Annotated in this window: 23 protein-coding genes and 1 pseudogene; 3 read left to right on the top strand and 21 right to left on the bottom strand. The window is 35.4% G+C overall.

All coding sequences use genetic code 11. From position 1 onward, the window contains the following. Window positions 1-86: 86 nt before the first annotated feature. From AC1UFB_RS12015 to AC1UFB_RS12045, 7 genes and pseudogenes are all read right to left on the bottom strand, one after another. Window positions 87-572, bottom strand: a complete 486-nt coding sequence (locus AC1UFB_RS12015) for an SEC-C metal-binding domain-containing protein (protein ID WP_100346438.1) — start codon at window positions 570-572, stop codon at window positions 87-89. 74 nt (window positions 573-646) lie between these two features. Beyond that, window positions 647-1,489, bottom strand: coding sequence for a DUF6398 domain-containing protein (locus AC1UFB_RS12020; protein ID WP_025910779.1), 843 nt, complete (start codon window positions 1,487-1,489; stop codon window positions 647-649). Window positions 1,490-1,539: 50 nt separating this feature from the next. Beyond that, entirely contained in the window at window positions 1,540-1,791 is a 252-nt protein-coding gene (locus AC1UFB_RS12025) for a zinc-ribbon domain containing protein (protein ID WP_281998993.1), read from the bottom strand. Beyond that, window positions 1,777-2,130, bottom strand: a pseudogene (locus tag AC1UFB_RS12030) (RQC-minor-1 family DNA-binding protein); the annotation flags it as partial. The pseudogene AC1UFB_RS12030 and the gene AC1UFB_RS12025, both read right to left, overlap by 15 nt. Window positions 2,131-2,142: 12 nt before the next feature. Next, window positions 2,143-2,301: a hypothetical protein gene (locus AC1UFB_RS12035; RefSeq protein WP_226373014.1), complete on the bottom strand. Its 159-nt coding sequence runs from the start codon at window positions 2,299-2,301 to the stop codon at window positions 2,143-2,145. Next, the gene (locus AC1UFB_RS12040) at window positions 2,298-2,654 is read right to left on the bottom strand and encodes a hypothetical protein (RefSeq protein ID WP_482589326.1); all 357 of its coding nucleotides are present in this window, start codon (window positions 2,652-2,654) and stop codon (window positions 2,298-2,300) included. The genes AC1UFB_RS12035 and AC1UFB_RS12040 overlap by 4 nt, the downstream gene beginning before the upstream one ends. Window positions 2,655-2,716: 62 nt before the next feature. Then, window positions 2,717-3,499, bottom strand: coding sequence for a YecA family protein (locus AC1UFB_RS12045; RefSeq protein WP_226373016.1), 783 nt, complete (start codon window positions 3,497-3,499; stop codon window positions 2,717-2,719). A gap of 259 nt (window positions 3,500-3,758) precedes the next feature. On the opposite strand from AC1UFB_RS12045, the gene AC1UFB_RS12050 reads away from it, so the two are divergent. Further along, the gene (locus AC1UFB_RS12050) at window positions 3,759-4,874 is read left to right on the top strand and encodes an IS4 family transposase (RefSeq protein ID WP_138116332.1); all 1,116 of its coding nucleotides are present in this window, start codon (window positions 3,759-3,761) and stop codon (window positions 4,872-4,874) included. Window positions 4,875-5,004: 130 nt separating this feature from the next. Here the strand turns inward: AC1UFB_RS12050 and AC1UFB_RS12055 are convergent, their stop codons facing one another. From AC1UFB_RS12055 to AC1UFB_RS12085, 7 genes are all read right to left on the bottom strand, one after another. Next, entirely contained in the window at window positions 5,005-5,262 is a 258-nt protein-coding gene (locus AC1UFB_RS12055) for a Rho termination factor N-terminal domain-containing protein (RefSeq protein WP_025909992.1), read from the bottom strand. Between the two features lie 632 nt (window positions 5,263-5,894). Next, a complete protein-coding gene (locus AC1UFB_RS12060) occupies window positions 5,895-8,882 on the bottom strand; it encodes a type I restriction endonuclease subunit R (protein ID WP_404469407.1) in 2,988 nt (995 codons plus the stop codon). 9 nt (window positions 8,883-8,891) lie between these two features. Then, a complete protein-coding gene (locus tag AC1UFB_RS12065) occupies window positions 8,892-10,238 on the bottom strand; it encodes a restriction endonuclease subunit S (protein WP_404469406.1) in 1,347 nt (448 codons plus the stop codon). Then, window positions 10,238-12,247 (bottom strand): type I restriction-modification system subunit M, encoded by a 2,010-nt coding sequence (locus tag AC1UFB_RS12070; RefSeq protein WP_404469405.1) that lies wholly within the window; start codon window positions 12,245-12,247, stop codon window positions 10,238-10,240. Before AC1UFB_RS12070 ends, AC1UFB_RS12065 begins: the two co-directional genes overlap by 1 nt. A 577-nt stretch (window positions 12,248-12,824) precedes the next feature. Further along, window positions 12,825-13,538, bottom strand: coding sequence for a hypothetical protein (locus tag AC1UFB_RS12075; RefSeq protein ID WP_404469404.1), 714 nt, complete (start codon window positions 13,536-13,538; stop codon window positions 12,825-12,827). Window positions 13,539-13,610: 72 nt separating this feature from the next. Then, window positions 13,611-14,225 (bottom strand): hypothetical protein, encoded by a 615-nt coding sequence (locus tag AC1UFB_RS12080; RefSeq protein ID WP_404469403.1) that lies wholly within the window; start codon window positions 14,223-14,225, stop codon window positions 13,611-13,613. Beyond that, window positions 14,212-14,721, bottom strand: a complete 510-nt coding sequence (locus AC1UFB_RS12085; protein ID WP_404469402.1) for a Panacea domain-containing protein — start codon at window positions 14,719-14,721, stop codon at window positions 14,212-14,214. The genes AC1UFB_RS12080 and AC1UFB_RS12085 overlap by 14 nt, the downstream gene beginning before the upstream one ends. 466 nt (window positions 14,722-15,187) lie before the next feature. On the opposite strand from AC1UFB_RS12085, the gene AC1UFB_RS12090 reads away from it, so the two are divergent. Both AC1UFB_RS12090 and AC1UFB_RS12095 read left to right on the top strand, forming a co-directional pair. Beyond that, complete coding sequence (locus AC1UFB_RS12090) at window positions 15,188-15,421, top strand: hypothetical protein (RefSeq protein WP_404469401.1); 234 nt, start codon at window positions 15,188-15,190, stop codon at window positions 15,419-15,421. Window positions 15,422-15,498: 77 nt separating this feature from the next. Beyond that, window positions 15,499-15,681 (top strand): hypothetical protein, encoded by a 183-nt coding sequence (locus AC1UFB_RS12095; RefSeq protein WP_404469400.1) that lies wholly within the window; start codon window positions 15,499-15,501, stop codon window positions 15,679-15,681. Window positions 15,682-16,229: 548 nt separating this feature from the next. On the opposite strand, the gene AC1UFB_RS12100 is transcribed toward AC1UFB_RS12095, so the two are convergent. From AC1UFB_RS12100 to AC1UFB_RS12130, 7 genes are read right to left on the bottom strand one after another with little or no spacing between them, the layout of a single operon-like run. Then, window positions 16,230-16,481, bottom strand: a complete 252-nt coding sequence (locus AC1UFB_RS12100) for a hypothetical protein (RefSeq protein ID WP_404469399.1) — start codon at window positions 16,479-16,481, stop codon at window positions 16,230-16,232. Window positions 16,482-16,530: 49 nt separating this feature from the next. Further along, window positions 16,531-17,412 (bottom strand): ATP-binding protein, encoded by an 882-nt coding sequence (locus AC1UFB_RS12105; protein ID WP_404469398.1) that lies wholly within the window; start codon window positions 17,410-17,412, stop codon window positions 16,531-16,533. Window positions 17,413-17,425: 13 nt separating this feature from the next. Continuing rightward, window positions 17,426-18,286, bottom strand: coding sequence for a DNA replication protein DnaD (locus AC1UFB_RS12110; RefSeq protein WP_404469397.1), 861 nt, complete (start codon window positions 18,284-18,286; stop codon window positions 17,426-17,428). Window positions 18,287-18,308: 22 nt separating this feature from the next. Continuing rightward, window positions 18,309-18,557: a helix-turn-helix domain-containing protein gene (locus AC1UFB_RS12115; protein WP_404469396.1), complete on the bottom strand. Its 249-nt coding sequence runs from the start codon at window positions 18,555-18,557 to the stop codon at window positions 18,309-18,311. Then, the gene (locus AC1UFB_RS12120) at window positions 18,554-19,012 is read right to left on the bottom strand and encodes a terminase small subunit (protein ID WP_404469395.1); all 459 of its coding nucleotides are present in this window, start codon (window positions 19,010-19,012) and stop codon (window positions 18,554-18,556) included. The genes AC1UFB_RS12115 and AC1UFB_RS12120 overlap by 4 nt, the downstream gene beginning before the upstream one ends. Window positions 19,013-19,027: 15 nt before the next feature. Then, window positions 19,028-19,222, bottom strand: a complete 195-nt coding sequence (locus tag AC1UFB_RS12125; protein WP_233809358.1) for a helix-turn-helix domain-containing protein — start codon at window positions 19,220-19,222, stop codon at window positions 19,028-19,030. Window positions 19,223-19,245: 23 nt separating this feature from the next. After that, a complete protein-coding gene (locus AC1UFB_RS12130; RefSeq protein WP_233809356.1) occupies window positions 19,246-19,428 on the bottom strand; it encodes a helix-turn-helix domain-containing protein in 183 nt (60 codons plus the stop codon). Window positions 19,429-19,469: the final 41 nt, after the last annotated feature.

The following is a 19,469-nucleotide window of genomic DNA, read 5'->3' on the forward strand; positions in this document are numbered from 1 at the left end:
TTTTTGGCTCTAAACAGGAAAAAACATTAAACTGAAAATTGCGTCAACATTTATGCAACACTAGTGAAATTTAGTATAACAAATAACTATACACCACAGCACTTTTTGTATTTTTTCCCACTCCCACAAGGACAAGGATCATTTCTTTTAGGCTTTTCCACTGGCAATTCAATTTTATTGCTATTTATTTCCGGACTTCCTTGTAAAACTGCCTTTCCCGCTTCCTTCATCTCCTTATATCGCTTTTTTAATAGCTCCATTGCTTCTGCACTATCTTTTAATGAACCCTTAACAATCTCATCCACTTGTCTCTTAGAAATACCATAGATATCAAGAATCTCATACCTTTTCCTTTTCAAAGATAATCTTATAGCAAACTCAGAATCATTATTTTCGCTTTCTGTAAAGATAAGAATAACATCATCACATTTGCAACTTGGATTCATACAATACTGATCATATATAATATATTTTATATCATTTACTTCAGTTCCTAAGACAAGCCCTTTTTTCTCTTCAAACACATCAAAATAACTAAAGGTATTACCACTTAAAATATCAGATTTTCCCATAGTTTCTACTTTTTTATCATTCCTATTTTCAGTCTATTAAAAAATGCATTCAAAGAACGATCCACTATTGAACATTATCTGTATGACCAGAACCATTCTTGATATAAATCTATCCATTTAAAATTCTTATGTCCTTCATCCAATTTGATGCTAGCTAATGGCAGTATTACTTTTTTTCTACCCAACCTGCCTTCAACAAGAATTCCATAATTTTCGTCTACTTTCATCTCTTGGTCTAAATGAATACAGCTGACTTCAAATTCTGCGATTTCTAAAGGGCCAACTTCCTCTTCATATAACGCAGTAAAAGGAAATATCATATGTTGTAATAGATATTCATAAAAACTCATTAAAGTTGTCTCTTTTACATTGAGTAATTTGTCCATATAACTTGCTTTATATTTATTACCTCTCTCTAAACCGCTTATTCCTAATATTTGGGCAGCTTGAATTTCCCATTCTTCGATTTCAATCTGCTGATCATTCAAAATATCTTGAGGAACGATTAATCCATTTACTATTGAAAGGTTATTAAAAGGACTACCTTGAACAACTGACTCTATCGAGAAATTACTATCAAAATAGGTCATATTAAACATATCTCTAATTTTCTTCGACTTTTGCGAAGTCGTACTTTGCTTGGTGCCAAAATACTCAAAAATTTCTGTAGCAGACACATATGGTTGACTAGATTTATCAAATAAAAAATTAATCGTTCCCAAAGCATGGATTACTGCCGCAGCCCATATTTCAATACGGCCTGACAGGAATGGAATGTCTCTTTTTCTAGCCATTTTGTTTATTAATTTTTCAATTACTCCCTCATATTCTTCATTTAAAAATTGCTTACTAAACTCAATTGTTAATTTCAGTAATTCTGCCTTCTTTTCCTCTATCTTTTCTTTTGGTTTAGTCATACTCCACAACCTCTAATCTATTAGTCTGCTCTTAAAGTAGATTTTCTTAATTAATAGGAGAATTCGTTATCCTTTTCGTTATGACACTTTTTACATCTTTTCGGGTATGAAAGACCTTTTTTCTTATAAAATTGCTGCTCTCCCGTTGTAAAGGTAAATCGTTCTCCACATACCCAGCATTTTAAAAGTAGGTCATGCGGTTCAATACCCTCTAATGCTTCTTTGATAGATTCTGTTTTTTCCTTTACAACTGAATGATCAAACGGCTCTTTTCTATTTAATACATTTATAGTTGTTCGAATCTCATCTCTTACCTTTTTATAATCAACTTTCTCCCATAATTCTAGATAAGGGATAAGTCCTTGATCTCCGAATTCTTTAATCTTCTCAAGCAGCAATAGAATCATTTTCCTATTCCGATCCTTTAGATAGCTCATATCGGGATTTCGCTTTCCCTGCTTGACCCATTCCTTCCATTCATTTAAAAGTTCCTCCGCACATTGATCGGACTCTATGTACCACCCCCGCTCTGTAAAAACAATCATTGGTAGTCTTCCATAATACTCAATATCTAGAAAATCATAATTGATCATCCAGTCAATTTTTTGCATAATTTCACCTAGATTTTCTGATTTATAATAACCATAGACAGGTCACTTATCCAGCTCCAGCTGTAATACTTTCTTCGCCCGTGAGCCCTTTAAGATTTTGGCAAGAAGTGTTCTTCCACCTTTAGCAATAATTTCATCAGCTGCTCTCAATATGACTTTTATTTCTTCATCAGATAATCGATCAAACTTAGATTTCATCAAAATGGTAAGTCCTCCTCATCAACCCAGTGATCAGAAACAATCAGTTTTTGTTGTTTTTTGGGCTTTCTTTTTAATTCTTCACTGGGGGCAGGCTTAAATGTAATGACCCTATTGAACTTCTCCTCATATAGTTCACGAATCCATACTTTTACAGGTGCTTTCCATAGCTGATTAGGCGTGGGGATATTTTTAATTAAGCTCTCAGCTGTCATCCCCAACTCCTTAGCCATTTGTAGATCAGTCTCATTCAATTTGCATCGTTTTTTGGCCTCTGCCCAAGCTTGTGAATTCCTTTTTGCCACCAACACCAAATCCTTCTTTTTAGACAATAAATTGTGAAAGATATTCTGCAATATAACTCATTATCCTTTTGTCCACCCACTAAACTTTTAACATTTTTTATCTGTTCAGATTTTCAACTCCCACAACATTTCTTAAATTTCTTCCCGCTCCCACATGGGCAAAGATCGTTTCTCCCCACCTTTTGACGGGTTTGGAGACTAATGACCTCTCCTTTTTTATTGGGCAAAGGCGGTAATGCCTTCTTTTCCTGCGCGAATAGCTCTTCCGATGTATATCCCTTTAAATACCATTCCCTCGTATTATTCATAAGAAGAACAACGGCATCCATCAGTCTTTGCACTGCTTCTAAGCTTTCGAATGTCAGTTGAGTCTGTAAATATTGAAGAAGCTGACTAGGTTGATTGCCTAATTTCGCATGCATAATACAGTCCTCAACAAACTCCTTCGCCTCTTGTTTTGACATCCGATACTCTTTCGTAAATAGAGATAAAAGTTGAGAATAACCTTTTGGACACTCCACATAGTCCGCTTCACCTGCTTCAAGGAGCTGTTTCTTCGAGAATGGATAGTAATCAATATTCTTTCTAGATGCCTGCTCCTCTAAAATAACTAAAGGGTCTAGCACTTCCCAGTAAGAATAGCCATACCTGTTAATGTATATTTCTTGATAGTATTCCATCGCATGAAATATAACCTGATTGAAGGCAAGGTAATCTGGGTGAATAGGCGTGTATTTCTCAACTAAATGCACTAACTCGTCATGCGGCACCGTTCCAAAATAATAGAGTAATCCGCGGGTAATCTTTATCCATTCCGTATTCCGCTTAACATCTGTAAGTATCGTTTCGTCTTGAATAATTTTCACTAGAGAAGGCAATAATTCCAAAGAGATCATGAGATTGGATTACCATTTTGAAAACTAGTAAACATAAAACCAGTTTTATGAGATACTCCATCTCCTCGATTTCTAGATTGTTTGCGCTCATAACTCCATTATTGGCAATGATATTTTTTCACTAGTGTTGCATTAATTTATTTTCACTATTAAAAATACTCAAAATGTTCAATTTTATTGTTTTGTGCAAAGAAAAATTCCTTTATAATGGATAAGTCAGGTGGTAACCCGTCCAAATCCACTAAAAAAGGACCAACTCATGGACAAGATTACACGAAAAACTTCATTTGGACAATGGTTTTCACCAATAAATCTTCAACTTTTTGAAGAAACCGTGAAAACGTTGAAAGTAGATTACTATACGAAAAAACTAAAAACAGACTCATTTCTAAAATTACTCCTTTTTGCACAGCTACAAGAAGTCGAAAGTTTGCATGAGCTAAGCGATTGTCTTTTCGACGACCAACTACAAAAAGGCATTGATCTTGATTCAATCAGTATTTCTCAGCTCTCACGCCGATTAAACGGTATAAATCCAGATTTATTTCAAAGGCTTTTCCTTGATTTAGTCGCACAAATTCATGCAAAAACACATTATACAAAGCTTATTATGCCGTTAAAAATCATTGATTCAAGCACATTGCCACTTAATTTGACCAATCATAAATGGGCAAAGTTCCGCAAAACAAAAGCGGGTGTCAAGTTGCATTTGAGACTTGTGTTTATGGAAAAAGGGAGTTCCTATCCTGAAAAGGCTGTTTTAACAACGGCAAAAGAACATGATCGTGGTCAGCTTGAAATCATGGTTGATGATAAAGAATGCATGTATGTGTTTGACCGTGGCTACCTAGATTACGAGCGCTTTGACCGAATGACAGATGATGGTTACTTTTTTCTTTCAAGGCTACGGAAAAACGCAGTCATACGGGAAGTTTATAATTTTAAACTACCCGAGAATTCAGCTGTTTTGTCAGATCAAATGGTGTTGATTGGTACGACTCAAAACCGTGCTGAAAATTACTTTCGTCTTCTAAAAGTGATGGATTCAAAAGGAAATGAACTGCATTTAATTACCAATCGTTTTGATTTGAGTGCCGAAGAAATTTCAGAGATGTACAAATCACGGTGGGCAATTGAGTTGTTCTTTAAATGGATCAAACAGCATCTCAGCATCAAAAAGTTCTACGGTCAAAGTGAATGGGCGATTCAAAACCAAGTGTTTATCGCACTGATTGTTTTTTGCCTACATGTTCTCGTACAACTTGAAACAAGAAGTAAGCGAAAAACCTTACAAATTAGCCGTTATTTAAGGGCTGCATTGTGGAAACCAGCCCATATCTGGCTTCGAAAGATTGAAGGGAAAGCCATCCCTTAATAAGCAAATTGTTGTTGTCGCACAAGTCTAATTGTAAAAAAAAACCAAATGGATGGAGCCACCTTTAATAAGCTATTTACCTTTTTGGCTCTAAACAAGGAGGATGATTAGACTGAAAATTGGACATTATTTATGCAACACTAGTGATATTTTTTATTAAAAATAATCGTCGCTCATCGAACTGACTGATAATATTTCTGAAAAGAACAGGGATTGCCTCTGCCAAAGATTGAATTAACTCCGCCTTTTTCATCGAGCTTATATTTTTAATTTGCAGCTTTTTCCGGATGTCTTGAAGATCTGCGACTTTTAATGCGGATAGCGCTTCCTTTAATGAAGCTATTCCTATTATTTTATTCTTTTGATTCTTGTTTTTATTTACCTCCATACTTTACCCCTTTCACATTGCGTCCACCTCTGACAATATCAAAAGCCACGGCAACTCCTTACTAGCCATCTTTTTCATCGCATATTTATTTTTTCATTTTATCACACATGTGCTTAATATGAACACTTGAAACGGGGTCGACTACTCTAAAAGGAACTTTCTTATTCCTCCAACTAAACTTTCATATATAAAAAAGAAGCTTCCCATAAGTTGGCTCAACTTATGAGAAGCCTCTATAATTTGTTAACATTCCACTCTCATCTTACATAAAACCCTTATATATCAAGGGGTGAAGCGGCTTATTACATCATGCCGCCCATTATCCCCTATACTGTAATATTTTCCACCATAGTTTACGAAATAGCGTTGTATCAACGTTTTTAGGAATTTATGTTGTAACATCTTTAACGAAAAATAACGGCTTTTTACAGGATTATGTTACCCCAATGTTACCCTTTTAAATTGATCCTGTCTTTGTTAGGGTGGAATATTATTTAACTTCAACTGTTACCTTTAATTAAATATTAGTTTAAAAAAACAGTGACCTGTATTTAATTACGGACTAATGTCGATATTTATTTACAAAGAAATTGCACTTACATTAAAAGCAAAAAATTTGGTATTAAAAACCTCTACCTGTTAACTTCCGCATAAACTTCATTCATCATATCCTCCATAATGAAGTTTTTAAATTCTTCGTTCTCTAAAATCTTCATAAAGAATTTTTCGTTGCTGCTCATACGATCAATAACGAAATCCATGAATGATTTTTCGAAAGCAAATTTGAAATTGTCTTTTGTATTATTTTTTGCTTTTTGCTGAATATCTTCACTGTTTAACATATCTTCTTTTACTTGGTCGCGTGAAAGGAAGTCGGTTTCTGTAAACTCTGTACCGAAACGTTCATTTAGCTTATCTAGAATGGATGATAAACGAACCTTCTCATCTTCCACTGCACCACTAGTACCATGTGAAGTGGGCTTTAAATCTACGCCACCTGTTTTTTCTAGTTCGATGCTTCCTTCAAATACTTTCTGATTACGATAATATTGAAGTGCTACATCATCAGCCATGTATACATCTTTATCTTTACTGCTACGAGGTAGCTTACGTAATAGATAATTTAAATAAATATAAAGCTTATGCAAGTCAACATCAATGAACGTCGCAATCTGTAAAATGAATGCATAGGTGCGAACGAATTTCGTTGCCGAGACTTTAAATGCTTCTTTTTCCTCCTTGTTTAATTTCTTGAAACGATCCACACCTTTATCAACCCATGCATTTAGTTCCGTTTGCGCCTTCGTTGACTTTTTAAAGCCGCCTTTTATCTCTAACTCATTTACAGCTTGTACTTCTTCCTCTGTAAAGATTTGATACGGTTCCAGTTCTGCTTGTAAGTCATACAAAATGTTCGGATCTGTCACTTCTTCAAGACCTGTCGTTTCATAATAAGGCTGAAAAGAAGCTTTAATATCTTCTGGATCATTTACAAAATCAAGAACAAATGTATCATCTTTACCTGGACAAGTACGATTTAAACGGGATAGTGTTTGAACAGCCTTAATCCCACTAAGTGGCTTATCAACGTACATCGTATGCAGTAATGGCTCATCAAATCCTGTCTGATACTTCTCTGCCACAAGCAACACTTTATATTCATCTGAATTGAACTTATCAGGTAATTCCTTTTCGCTGAATCCATTCATATCAGGCTCTGAATAAGGAATCTCACCGTCCTTAACAACACCAGAAAAGGCAACAACCGTTTTCAAATCATCATAGACCATCTTGTCGATATATTGATCAAATGCAATCTTGTAACGAACTGCATGCAAACGACTTGCCGTAACAACCATTGCCTTCGCACGGCCACCGATTTTATGACGAGTAAAATTGCGATAATGCTCAATAATGATCTCTGTCTTTTGTGCAATATTATGTGGATGTAGCGACACATATTGAGCAAGCTTTTTCGTCGCTTGCTTTTGTGACACTAATGGATCATCATCGACTTTCTTTGCAATTTTATAAAACGTTTTATACGTTGTGTAATTACTTAACACATCTAAAATAAAGCCTTCTTCAATGGCTTGGCGCATTGTGTATTCATGAAACGCATGTGGCTTGCCATCAGTTCCCATCGTCCCGAATTTTTCAAGTGTTTTCGGCTTGGGCGTTGCGGTAAATGCAAAGAATGAGATGTTATCTTGCTTCCCGCTTTTCATAATCGTTTCAACGATTTGTTCATCTAAGTTGTCCATATTTTCTTCAGCAATACGGTCTTCCTCGTAAGCATCTTCTAACGTCTTATCTGATAAAATATTCGTTAATGCAGTCGAAGCTTTCCCACCTTGTGAAGAATGTGCTTCGTCAATAATGACCGCATACTTTTTACGGTCAAAGTCCGATAACTTTTCCATAATGAATGGGAATTTTTGAAGAGTTGTAATAATAATACGTGTTTCACCTGTGATAGCCTGTGCAAGCTGGTTCGAATCTTTATTAATACGCTCCACCATGCCAGCCTTATGCTCTAGTTGATATACCGCATCTTGCAATTGCTTATCTAATACACGACGATCTGTAATCACTATAACACTGCTAAACACTGCATTATTTTCTTCATCGTGAAGCTTTGCCAACCGATGAGAAAGCCAAGAAATTGAGTTCGTTTTCCCACTACCTGCACTATGCTGAATGAGATAGTTTTGACCAACTGATTTGGCCTGCACATCTTTTTCAAGCTTGCGTACAACATCTAATTGATGGAAACGTGGAAAAATCAACATTTTACGCTCACCAATCGTTTCACCGCTGGAATCTAAAATATCGTCCTTCTTCACAAAGACAAATCGGAATAAAATATCAAGCAAGATGTCAGGAGTTAAAATCTCTTCCCATAAGTAATAGGTACGGTAGTTATCATAAACGGTTGGATTCCCTTTTCCACCATTATTACCTTTATTAAATGGCAAGAAATATGTTTTTACCTTTTTCAGTTCGGTTGTCATGAACACTTCATCTGGATCAACGGCAAAATAAACAACGACACGCTCATTAAACTTAAATAGCTGTTCATTTGGATCTCGGTCGAATTTTAACTGTTTCATCGCATGTTCTACCGTCTGTCCTGTAAATTGATTTTTCAGCTCCATCACTACAAGCGGTAGACCATTGACAAACAACACCATATCTAGGCTGTTATTGCGCTTATCACTATAATATACTTGGCGGCTCACAGTGAACCTATTTTTACGATAAAGCTCATTCATTAACTGATTCATCGTTGTTGGCGGCTTGTTGTAAATCAACTTCAATGTCACACCACGGTCTTTAATCCCGTGGCGCAAACAATGAATCAATCCTTGCTTTTGAAGCTGGTCACAAATGCGATTTAACACCTTCTGCTTATAATCTGCACCATACGCCTTCTCTAATGCTCGAAGTGACTTCTCCTGCGTATCTTCTAAAAACGCAAAAAGCTGCTCCACATCGAGTGCATACTGCTTAAATAGACGGCTTGTCTCACCTTCAAGCGTACGTTTCGTATAGCCGCTCGCTATTAATGACGCTTCAATATTTGTTTCAAACCCTTTTTCCGTCGCATCAATCCCCATAACATCACCTCATTGCGAAACTACTTCTAAATCACGTACATCAATCTTACCTGTCACCGCCTCATAGATTAGGGATTGGCGGTATTCTTTAAGCTTTTCAATTTGGTTTTTAATTAGACTAACACTTTCATTAATTACTGTAGTTTTACTATCTAAATACTCAACGATGTCATTTTGCTCTTGAAGTGATGGCAAAATGACCGGGAAGTTTCGTAACAAGCCCTGTCCGAGTGACGCTCTTGTTACAAGATTCATTTCTTTAACGAAGTAACGTCTACCTAAATCACTTCTAAAATAATACTTGGAATACGCTGGTGAAAGTTTAGTTGAAGTAGGTCTAAATCGAATTAAAAAGCCTGCGAATGTTGCTTTCTCAATTGTTTGTAGACACGTTGAAGCAATTCCAATTTCCTCAATTGTTTCAGATGTTCTTGTAAAGAAAACATCGCCTTCTCTTACAGAATAAAGCTCCTGTTCTTCTTCGCTGGACTTGACTAATCCATTAACTTCTTGAGGGAGTACAATATTTTTATAAACATCACCATAACTGACAAAGGGCTCGCCAATTCCAAATTCTTCAGCCGACTTACTAATTCCATTTTGTAGACGTCCTAAATAACCAACCTTGTTTAATTCCCAATGCTCAGGTATTTCACCAATCCACTCTATACCTGATTCTTTCATTCTCGCATTTGGATTCAATCCTTTTGTTACAGCTTCTGTAATCATTGATCGGCGTTTTTCTTCAAGAAGACTAATCATCTTTTCTTTTTGAGTTATTAAATCATCCAATTCATGAACTTTGTTGTCTAAAAGTAAAACAATTTGTTTTTGTTCAGAATACGGAGGAAGTAAAACCTGCAAACTTGATAATTTACTGGCTTTAATACCTGCAGCGGTAGATCCTGTAGCAAATGTTTTCAAATTTGACTGAAATCCGTGTGATTGAATCCAATATTTAAGGTAATAGTTATTTAATACATTCTCTATTCCTCGAAACTTGATTACCCGCTGAGCCAATGCAATATCTATTCTATCTACATTGGCTACTTCACCCAAAGGTGCTTCAGTTGTGAAAAGTACATCTCCTATTTCAGGCAGACCTCTTCTCATAACCTCCTCGTATTCTTCTAGTTTTACATATTCTTGAGAAAGAGAATAATCAATTTTACCGTTCTTTATATTTTTAGCTGTAACTAAAAAAACACCTTGTTCAACTTTTTCAGGGGTCTTACCTCGATAATCTACAATATTATCGAGATATTTAGTTAAACCTCCATATTCCCATTCAGAAGGAATATCTCCTAACCACTCTAAATTTGTTTTTTTATATTGAGGATATTTTGCATATACCATTATCCCATCACCTTTTTTAACTTCTCTAAAATACTCGCTTCAAGCTCTTTAATTTCCGCCATGATTTCCTCTGAACTACGTAGAGCTGTGTATTTGTAAAATTGGCGTGTGAATGGGATTTCATAACCGATTTTTGTTTTTGATTCGTCAATCCACGCATCAGGTACATGAGGCGTTACTTCACGTTCAAAGTATTCGTCAATGTTTTCTTTCAACGGTACGTTTTCTGTATCACGCAAGTCTGCATCCGGCTCAGCGTCTGTTTTGTTTTTCATACAAATATCCGCTGTTTCATCCTTTTCAGATAATCCTGCTAAAATTGCTTTTAACACTGGTGCGCCGATTGTTATATCCGCCTTTTTAAATGCATTCTTTAGTAGCTTCGTGAACTCGTCACGATTTTTATATAGTTGCTCACTTTCTAAGCCACGTAGCACTTCAATAATTTTTACTTGTACAGCCTTTCCAGCTTCAATTTCAGCAAGTCCGTTTTCGCCTTTTTTCTTTGATGTTGCAAGGTTCTGGAAGGTTTTTTGCTCTGCAACACGCTGAATGCGTTCTTCTGAAATTAAGAAATTTAAACGTAACGGACGTTCAACTGTAATTTTGTGATAACCAAAGTCTTCATTATCGAAAGTTTTGACGTATTCGCCTTCTTTAAAGTCCCCGTATAAACGAACGATTTCATCCATCTGCTCTTGCGTGATTTCGTTGCGTTTACTGCCCATACTCTTCTTCATCTTTTTATAGAAGTCTACGGCATTGACTAGCTGCACTTTCCCTTTACGAGTTGCAGCTTTATTATTTGTTAAAATCCAGATATATGTTGCAATTCCTGTGTTGTAGAATAAATCGTTTGGTAGTGCGATGATGCCTTCTACTAAGTCATTTTCAAGTACATAACGACGAATCTCACTTTCACCTGAACCTGCATCACCTGTAAATAATGGCGATCCGTTCATAATAATCGCTAGTCGAGAGCCTTGTGGATTTTCCGCTGTTGCTGGCTTCATTTTTGAAATTAAGTGAAGTAAGAATAATAGCTGCCCGTCACTTGTACGAGGTGTACCAGGACCGAAACGTCCGTTATATCCTTGTTCTTCATGTTCAGCTTTAATTGGTTTCTCGTATGATTTCCAGTCCACCCCATACGGAGGATTTGAGATAAGATAGTCGAACTTTTCTCCTTTGAACTGGTCGTTTGATAATGTATTACCTAACCGAATGTTTTTCGCATCTGCACCCTTAATTAAGATGTCTGCCTTACAAATCGCATATGATTCACCATTAATCTCTTGAGCGAAAAATTCAAGGTCTGCTGTTCGATTTAATTCTTTTAAATACTCTTGTGCAACGGAGCCCATACCACCTGTTCCAGCAGCGCAATCATATAATGTTTGTGTTAAGCCATGCTTCGTTAAAATATCATCATCATGCATAAATAGTAAGCTAACCATTAAACGTACGACTTCACGAGGTGTATAATGATCCCCTGCCTCTGCATGCTCTGAGAAACGACGAATCAATTCCTCGAAGATATAACCCATCTCGACATTTGACACGACTTCCGGGTGTAAATCAAGCTCACTGAAGCGTTTAATCGTTAAGTATAAAAGATCGTTATTATCTAGCTTTTCGATTTGGCGATCAAAGTCAAAGTGATCCATGATATCACGAGCCATTTTCGAAAACCCATTGATATAGTCCCGTAAGTTATCGGCTATGTTATCTGCATCACTTAAAAGCTTTGTGAAGTTGTAATTACTTGTATTATGAAAGTTTTGCTTTGCAATACGATTTAAAATCGGCTCACGTGCATCTTCATTCATAGCTTTAAACTTTTCAAAATTCGCCAATACATCATCTTTTGTACTCTCTAATACGCAATCAAAACGGCGTAAAACGGCTAAAGGTAAAATCACCTTCCCGTAATCCTCTGGTTTATACGGTCCACGCAAAATCTCTGCTATTGACCAAATGAAACTTACTTTATCTTGGAAATTAACCATTATGTATCTCCTCTATATTCAAAGTGTATCTTATATACTCTAAGTTTACCGAACTCTATCACTTTCGGAAAGTAGCATATAGTGGTTTTAAAATTTTGTAAACAAAAAGAAAGCATACAATACAGCTCCCTTCATCTTCGTTATGTTAATGATTTTGCAGTTCGGCTAAATTCCTTTTCTCCCTATCTTTTATGTGTCCGTATTTCTGGTGTAAAAATGGTGTAGTTTTATTTATAATTACTTAGCTTTCCATTTCATAACTTTCTTATTGTAATTTATTATCAGATCATCCATTGAATCTTCTACGTTCTTTTATGTGCCTATAAAATATGAAGAAACACGAAATTAAATAATCCTTATTATATCAAGGTTTAGCCGCTTTTTATTAACTAAAAGGAAAATGAAATAATATACCGTTCTATATGTTTTGTGGTCAAAATTTGGTCAAAAACATTATGTATTGTAACTGTTATGTGCACCACAAAAAGAAGGGGCAATTTGTTAATTGTCCCCACTTTTTAAATAGCGTTAGTTTTTAATTTATTTAGTTAAAAATCAGCGGGCGGTGACAATCCTTTTAATACAAATCCATGTTTGCTCGCATTTCTGCTTCGTATTCTGCCCTCATCTCTGCTTCGTACTCCGCTTTCATTTCAGCTTCAATTTCTCTTAAATATTGCTCTTGTTCATATTTGCTTTCTTGAAGGAAATCCAACTTTCCGTCAGCGCCGCTGAAAAAATGTTCTAATTCTGTCATGCGTTCTTTAAGATTTATGATATCTATTCTCTCTTCACCTTCCAATATAGGGTTATAGTCTTTATCGATCGGATATCTAAATTTAAAAGAACTTTTATCAAAACTATGGTATTGTAAAACATAACTTTCAACAGCTTTAATCATGTCTTTTTCATCTTGCGAATTACTGGCTTTGATTAATATAGGTTTCAATTTATTCCACATAAAAGCTAAATTATGACTGGCCTGTTTTATAGATTTTATTTTTTCTTGTATCGGTTCCTCCGAATACTCCAAATATAACGACTTGATTGATAGTTCAATGAACTGCCTGTACAAAAATAGAATAGGGAAAATATAAGTATCCAAAATCGCTATGCTTCCTGATGCTAAAGCGAAATTGACAAGAGTATCCGCCGACTCTTTATACCCCTTGATATAACCATAAAATTGTGAATTGATATTTCCCCAACCAAAATGAGAGAACTCCAAATAGTTACCGGTGGACGTGAACAATTTCTTTCCCTTTTCAGGGAACTGAATATGTAACTCCATAATATTCCTCCTACTGAATTGATAAAAAAAGCGCCTTGATTTTTTATCAAGGTGCGTTTTATTTCACATGTATCACTTAGAATTGTCAGTCCGTGCAAGTAATTCATAATAATCTGCTTCAACAGAACGAATTTCCTCTTTTAATTTTTGATTTTCAATTTCCAAACAATCATAACAATCTTGTGGCTGATCGCAGTAGGTTAAACCACCATGTCTCTGCATAGGGTACATGTTATGTTGTGGATCAAGCCATACAATAAAAAATAAATTATCAATTATAAAACCATGTACTCTCCCATTAGCTCTTGAAATTGCAAACTGATATGTATCGTTTTCAATTTCCTCTAGTAGAATTTCGGGAAGCGGATATTTAGCGCTGACCCTATCCCATTCGTGTCTATGCACTCGCAAAGGTGCATGAGTATGTCTCTGGAACTCCTTTATTGGCATATTGGAAATCTCTTTCATTGTATCCATACAATTAATGAACCATTCCACACCAATTGCCCCTAAATTAAAATATTCATGCCACCTATCAAAGAATTTCCATGAAAATATAACATTTTGTTCCCGATATTTTTTTATAGTTTCTCTTGCGTTGTCTGTAAAAAGGCTTCCCTTTTTCGATTCATGGATGTTAACTTTTTGAATAGGAATAGCACTTCCTTGTTTCTTAGGAATTGCCATTTTTGAGCTCCGTTAAGTGATATCTAATGATTGTCTCATCATTTATAGGGTTCCGTGATGATTCATATGGATCTAAGCCTTCTCTGGCCTCTAACCAAGGTGCCTGATTATGCGTTAAATACTCAAGTTCATCTCCATTTAAGTGTCCATAAGATGCAAATACCTCTTCTAAAAACTCAAAAATTTCTGGTCTTTCCTGTATCTCAAGAGGAAGCGTATCTTCTTGAGGTATATCCTTCCACCCATGCTCTTTATATTCAGTATAAAGTGTCGGATCAACTGGGCCGTGAATCCAAGCTTGAAAATTATTTTCGAATAACCTGTCATTTCTTAAAGTTAAATACCAAACATAAGCATAATAACACATCTTCTGTAATTTCTTAGGGGACATGGGTTCCATATTTAAGAAGGCTTTAGCTATTGTTTTTACCGTCATATCGGTTGTAACTGGCACTGTCATTTTATTCACCCGTTCAAAAAAATAAATTTTTGCCATTTTTTCACCGTCCATTTGCAATTTATAATAATCATTTCCATTTTCAGAAAAAATTACACATAGAGGGAAATAAATAGCATTTAATAAATATAATAACACTTTTGATTACAATGTTTGTCGAATTTTGTCTCACAAAAAAAATTCACATTTCCCTCTTTTATTTATATGCGACAAACACCGTTCTTGTTTTCTAATTTTTTTATTTAACCGTACAGTTCTTACATTCCATTGGCCTTGTATACTTCAAGGTCTCATATTTTGGTTCATAGCTGTCATATCGATAAACAGTCTGAGCGGTTAGGACATTCTGTCATTAAAATGACAATGGACATCTATACACACGAAGGAGACCACCCGAAATATGAAAAAGGAATTATTCACCCTTGCTGACGAATTGGAGAAAATAAAAATGTCCGGGATGTGAGACTCGTTCCCCGGACAAACAAAAATAATAGGAGGACTATCATTGAGCAAATTTATCAAAGACATATATGAGGGCTACCAATATAAAGGCATGAAAGCAAAACAAGTTTATCCAGTTAAGAAGGATGATGCAATAACAGTCGGTTTTCTTATCGATACGGAAACAATTGACGAATTAATCACTCAATTAATGTTAGCCAAAAGACAGGGAGCAAAAGAAATTTCTGTCAAAGGATTTAAAACAGATAAAAGTCTATTTATCACAATTGAAAAATAAAATAGCGCTCTATCTCACAAAGGAACAAGCATTTAGATTAGGGTCCGAAAAATGTACGAGTAGGACCCGAATGTTTCATGAGGAGGCAAAAAAAGATAGATGAGGAGAAATGTAAAGAGCTATGCAAAGAAATCTTAAGTCGTTTGGATAGAATGGATAAACGATTTGATTCAATGCATGAGCAAATGAAAAGTGAATTTGCCGCTTTAAATAAAAAAATCGACCGGATTGAAAAGAAAGTTGATTTTGCTACGATGTGATCAAAAAAATCACTAAAAACACACTTAATACTTTATAATCATTCGAACTTTTTGAAAAATTTGCAACAAAAATGAGCCATACAATATTTGTTTGGCTCATTTTATGTTGAAGATTTTATTCTTTCCTTTTAAATTGATTTTCTTTGCCTTCTTCTGTTCATTAGTTTTTTCCAAATTTCTCGAAAGCTTCGGACTAAATTCTCCTCTATTCCTAAATAATCAATCAGAATTGTTTTATCAACTACATCTAACATTTCATCAATATTGCCATTTGACCTTATGGTATCATCAATGAACCGTAATAAATTATCTGTAGTAATATTATCAAGATCTTTTATATTAGGTATGATTATGTTTTAATCTTCATAACATCTCGAAATGGATCATTAAAAATGAAAACATGAGTTAATATATAAACCCAGAGTGAGCCTTGATTTCGCTCGGCTCGGCTCCGGGGAATTTTTTACTTCACAACTTTTGCCCCTTTTTATTAAGGGCGTGGATTTTTGTTGACTTTATCGATTTACTTCACATTCTTTCCCGCCTTTTTAATAGGGCGTGAGATTTTGTGACTTTTTCTTGAGTTTTTTGATATGCTCATCAAAAACCCGTATGACATTGGAATCCCGGGTTTTCATGTATAATGCTATCGCCCGAAATCTTGCGGCATACAATTCATCTTTTTCTTTCCAGTAATAATGTGCTCGCCGACTAATATCCGCCTCGTCCGCCGCTCTTGCTACATTCCCCATTGAATTAATATAAGCTTTTAAAAATGCCTGTTGCCTTGCTTGTCTCATGATTGCCGCCCTCCCTTTTCTCTGTTTACTGTGTAAACATGACCATTATTTATTCGATTTGAAGTCTTTTTCGGTAATCATCTGTAAATAAATCAATAAATTTTGTATTATCGTAAAGACGACTAAAGACTCTTGGTCCCACGGCAACGAGTAAGTCTGTTTCCGTCAAATTACTGGTGTAGATAGTCGGTTTACCGCTCCGACTTTCTACCACCTCAAAAATCATGGCTTTCCTCCAATCATCATTTCCACTAATTGCCTCCGATCCAATATCGTCCAAAACTAAAACATCCAACTTCTTAAGATCATGTAAAATTTCTTCAACTGTTTTCATAGATGCTTTGTTAAAAGTCGATTTAATTTTTGTAAGTAATTGCCCTGTAGTTAAAAAACCCACTTTAAAGCTTTTTTCTTTTAAAGTTCTAGCTGCCGCTACACACAAATGAGTTTTTCCAGTTCCTGGATTGCCCATTATCAAAAGATTGTAGTTGTTAAGTGAAGAATCAAAAAAATCCTTAATAAAACGAATAACATTTTCTTTCGCTCTTGTAGTAACCTTGTTCGTTTGTCGGTAATCCTTAAAGCCAGAGTTATTTAATTTTTCCGGAATGAGGAAATACTCTTTCGTCAATCGATCAGCTATTTCTTTCTCCCGTTCACGTAAACTATTTTCCATATAAGCATTTAAAGCTTCGGCATTCCTACAATTAGAGCATTTTAGCGTTTCCCCTAGTTGAATCCATTCACCACTCTTATTAACCCGAAAAAATAATCCATCGGTTCCTTTATTCCCACTTTCACCACATCCAGGACACGCAATGCCCGTTTTAAAGTCTGTTTCTATACTCTCCCCTTCTAATTCTGGAAAAATTTTTAAAACAGCTTTCTTATAAACATCATTTATTGATAAAATACCCTTTATTTCCTTCATATTTACAACTCCTTTAAAAAGGCATCTCCTCTTCCATTTTTCTCAAATTATCTAACTCTTCTTTTGATAAGCTGTTTGGTTCTTCCCAATGACTAGGGCGATCCAAAGAAAATTGCTGTGGATTTTTAATATGCTTTATTTGCTTCTCAGCTTGAATTTTCAAAACTAACTGATCAAACTGTTTTCTTAATTTAGATGGGGAAAGTATATTTGCTTTCCAGAAAGAGTTTTGCTGACACCAATCGATTAGATATACAATCTGTTCTTCCGTTCGATTATCCCTTTCCATCATTAAACGGAAATCATCTGACCATTTTTGTAGATTGGGCTCTTTAAATCCCGCATTATTTTTTCTAATGTTTTTAAACAGCCTTAACGCTAATTGAAAAGGAACGCTCTCCTCGTCGTAAATTTCCGACTTACGACTAGAAGGTTTTTTAACTTCATTATCATTCTTTAATTCTTTATCATTCTTGTTAGATGTTAGTCGCTTGTTAGTTTTTTGTTGATCGCCTGTTAATTTGCTTGTTAGTTCTTCGGCATTATTTTGATAAAAACCCCATTTAACAATGGTAATAAGCCGATTTTTATTTGTTGATTCGTTTGTTAGAAATCCGTATTTTTCAAAACGCTTTAATGCAGTCCTGACATTCTGAATCGAAACACCTTTACCACATTTTTGAGCTATAGAATCCAAACTTGTTATAACTTGTCCTGGCTTAACACTATAAAGCTTCCCTTGCCATTCCCATTCATTTTCTTGATGATTAACCATCATAAGAAGCGTAATTAAAATTGCTTTTTGTTCAGGCGATGATTCTATCCAAATCGGTTTATTTAATAAATCACGATATAATTTAATCCATCCTGCCATATCACCTCACCTGCTTTAAATTTTAATGTTTTGAGCTATTACACAACCATTCCTTTACATCCCAACGATTTATGCGGATGGCTTGCCCTCTTTGAAAAAATGTGATATTTGCTACCATAGAACGAATGGTAGGAACACTTACCTTCAAGTATTCCGCCGCTTCACGAATGGATTTGATTTCTTCTATTACACTATCCCCTTGTACTTTTACCAGCATTTCTCGTATCGAATCTGTACGAATAATTAATATTGTGCCTCTAATATTATTCATTGAGCTTCTACCCCCTCCGACAACTCATTAAATAATTCTTCATATTCGTCTAAATTGGTTCCAACGTTAAAGTTGACGCTTTCAATTTCCGCTTCCAGCTTTACATTAGTAGACGTTATCGGCTTCCCCATTGCCCTATCCAATATTTCGCAAGCAGCTTGCCGCCTATCTTTACATGGTGCTTCAGGATCATTCATAATTCTTAAAAGGGTTTCCCGTGCAAGCTGGGCGTCCCTTATGAAAAATGCCCTTATATCCTGTAATATCAAGGCTTGCTGCTTTTCTATTTCTGCACGGATTTTAGCATTTTTTAGCATCCTATAACCGCTAATGCTTGCTGCATGGTAATTATTCGGGCTATATCCTGCCACTATTGCCGCTCGGGTAGCATTTGGTTCTCTTAAATAGGCTTCAATAAAACCTAACTGCTTTTGGGTTAGCTTTTCATTCCCCATTTTATTCCCTCCCTTCTACTTTTTCCTTTCTTCAATCCAATGAAAGAAGTCTTCTTTCTCAACACGTTTAGATAAACCTATTTGAAAACATTTAATACCGCCAGCTTCTTCATTCATTTGAAGTAGCTCATAAACCCTCCGCCGTGAAATCCCTAAATATGTGGCTATGTGTTGTGCTGTGAGAATGTCAGGGAGATTATTTTTCGTCATTTAAAACACTCCTCCTTGATAGCTCACTTTTCATCATGCTTTTTCAGCTCATTAATGATATGAAAAATTTTTTGCTTCTCACTTTTAGGAAGCTCACGCCGTAATAGTCTGGAGAAATTACCTTCATGTAAGCCATACTCTTCTGCAACTTCCCACTGTTTTAAACCAGCTTTTTTTATAGCTTCTTTAATATCAGGATTCTTCATTTCTCATTCCTCCTAATCAAAATGACTTTTAATTGTTGCTC

It is taken from the genome of Priestia sp. KCTC 13724, assembly GCF_056820425.1.